Source organism: Mycobacterium sp. E1715 (assembly GCF_001667625.1).
GTDB lineage: Bacteria > Actinomycetota > Actinomycetes > Mycobacteriales > Mycobacteriaceae > Mycobacterium.
Window position 1 is genome coordinate 1 of the sequence record NZ_LZJJ01000388.1, and the last position, 2,154, is coordinate 2,154.

The window sequence follows — 2,154 nt, forward strand, 5'->3', positions numbered from 1 at the left end:
GGCCGCGGACCACGACGCGCTGACCGCGGCCGGCAACGCGGTGGGGGCCGACCCGTGGTCGTGGGTGCTGGGCGGCGGCGAAGACCACGCCCTGGTGGCCTGTTTCGCCGGCCCGGCGCCGGCCGGGTGGCGAATCATCGGGCGGGTCCTCGAGGGCAAGGCCGACGTGCTCGTCGACGGACAGGCGTGGACCGGCTATGCGGGCTGGCAGTCATATGACGGTTAGGGTGGCGCGGTGAGCGTCGATGCTACGAAAGGACCGGCGATGACGGCGCGGCCGTTGACTGAACTCGTCGAGCGGGGCTGGGCCGCCGCGCTGGAGCCGGTGGCGGATCGGGTGGCCGCCATGGGCCAGTTCCTGCGGGCCGAGATCGCCGCCGGGCGCAAGTACCTGCCGGCCGGCCAGAACGTGCTGCGCGCCTTCACCTTTCCGTTCGACGACGTCCGGGTGCTGATCGTCGGGCAAGACCCGTACCCAACGCCGGGACATGCAGTGGGACTGAGCTTTTCGGTTGCCCCCGACGTGCGTCCGCTGCCGCGCAGCCTGGCCAACATCTTCGACGAATACTCCGCCGACCTCGGCCATCCGCAGCCCTCGTGCGGTGACCTGACACCGTGGGCCCAGCGCGGGGTGATGCTGCTCAACAGGGTGCTCACCGTGCGGCCGAGCAATCCAGCCTCGCACCGGGGCAAGGGCTGGGAAGCGGTGACCGAGTGCGCGATCCGCGCGCTCGCGGCGCGTTCGCAGCCATTGGTGGCGATCCTCTGGGGCCGCGACGCGTCCACACTGAAACCGATTCTGGCAGAAGGCAATTGCGTGGCCATCGAGTCCCCGCATCCGTCGCCGCTGTCCGCCTCTCGGGGGTTCTTCGGGTCGCGTCCGTTCAGCCGCGCCAACGAACTGCTGACGGGTATGGGCGCCGACCCCATCGATTGGCGGCTGCCGTGACCGAGATGACCGCATTGCGGGCCCACCACCGGGGCGGCCCGGAACAACTCGTGGTCGAGCGGGCGCCCGTACCGGTTCCCGCCGCGGGTGAAGTTCTGGTGAGCGTCCACGCCGCGGCCATCACGTTCGACGAGCTGACCTGGGACGAGACCTGGACCCGAGACGGTGTGAGCCGCACGCCGGTGATCCCGTCGCACGAAGTCTCGGGCGTCGTTCGCGAGGTGGCCGCGGGTGTGGCGGATTTCGCGCCCGGCGACGAGGTGTACGGGCTGATCCCGTTCGACCGCGACGGCGCCGCGGCCGAATTCGTCTGCGCCCCCGCGGCCGACCTGGCCGCCAAGCCGGCGACGGTGTCGCACGTCGTCGCCGCCGCGTTGCCGCTGGCCGGCCTGACAGCCCTGCAGGCGCTGGCCGATCACGCGAACGTGCGGGCCGGCGAGGACGTGCTGGTGCATGGCGGCGCGGGCGGGGTGGGCGCCTTGACCGTTCAGCTGGCCGTGATGCTGGGCGCGCGTGTCACCGCGACCGTGCGCAGCGACGCCGGCGAACTCGTCCGCGGGTATGGCGCCGCCCGGGTGATCGACGTCCGCACCGAGACATTCGACGACGCCGCCTACGACGTCGTGATCGACACCGTCGGCGGTGAGACGTTGGACCGGTCGTTTCCCGTGCTGCGCCCTGGTGGTCGGCTGGTCACTCTGTCGGCTCCGCCGCCGGCGGGCAGGGCCGACGAATACGGCGTCACGGCAACCTTTTTCATCGTCACGCCGGACCGCGACCAGCTGAGGAAGCTCGCCGCGTTGGTCGACGGTGGACGGTTGCGCGTCGACATCGCGGAGACCTTCCCGCTCGAGCGGGGCCGCGAGGCGTTCGAAAGCGGCCGGCGCCCGGGCCATCGCCCCGGCAAGACGGTCATCGTCGTCGGCGACTAGGGCGTTTCGGCGCGATTGCTTTGTAATCCCTTGTGCCACTTTGGTTTCTTTAGTCACAGAGCGGGCTTTTTTGTCGGTGGGGGTTTCTAGAGTTTGAGGTATGGAGGCCAGTCGTGAGGAGATCGTCGACGCTATCGACGCGCTCGACGGCGACGCGGACCGCCTGTGCGCCATGTCTTTTGACGTGCTCACCACCCCGGAACGGTTGCGGGCTTTGGAGCGGGTGGAAAGCGTCGCCCGCCGGCTGCGTACACCCCAGCACGCGCTGATCAA

The 2,154-nt window shown here is 70.1% G+C and carries 2 protein-coding genes and 1 pseudogene; all 3 read left to right on the forward strand.

Annotation, left to right across the window (positions count from 1 at the left end):
• Positions 1-226 (forward strand): annotated as a pseudogene (locus tag A9X03_RS19170) (thiamine-phosphate kinase); the annotation flags it as partial.
• A gap of 39 nt (positions 227-265) precedes the next feature.
• Positions 266-949, forward strand: coding sequence for a uracil-DNA glycosylase (locus A9X03_RS19175; RefSeq protein ID WP_067784719.1), 684 nt, complete (start codon positions 266-268; stop codon positions 947-949).
• Positions 950-954: 5 nt separating this feature from the next.
• Positions 955-1,881: an NADP-dependent oxidoreductase gene (locus A9X03_RS19180; RefSeq protein WP_067784725.1), complete on the forward strand. Its 927-nt coding sequence runs from the start codon at positions 955-957 to the stop codon at positions 1,879-1,881.
• Positions 1,882-2,154 lie beyond the last annotated feature (273 nt).

Coding starts and splice junctions, on each gene's coding strand:
- A9X03_RS19175 (WP_067784719.1), top strand. CDS start 266: ATGACGGCGCGGCCGTTGACTGAACTCGTCGAGCGGGGCTGGGCCGCC.
- A9X03_RS19180 (WP_067784725.1), top strand. CDS start 955: ATGACCGCATTGCGGGCCCACCACCGGGGCGGCCCGGAACAACTCGTG.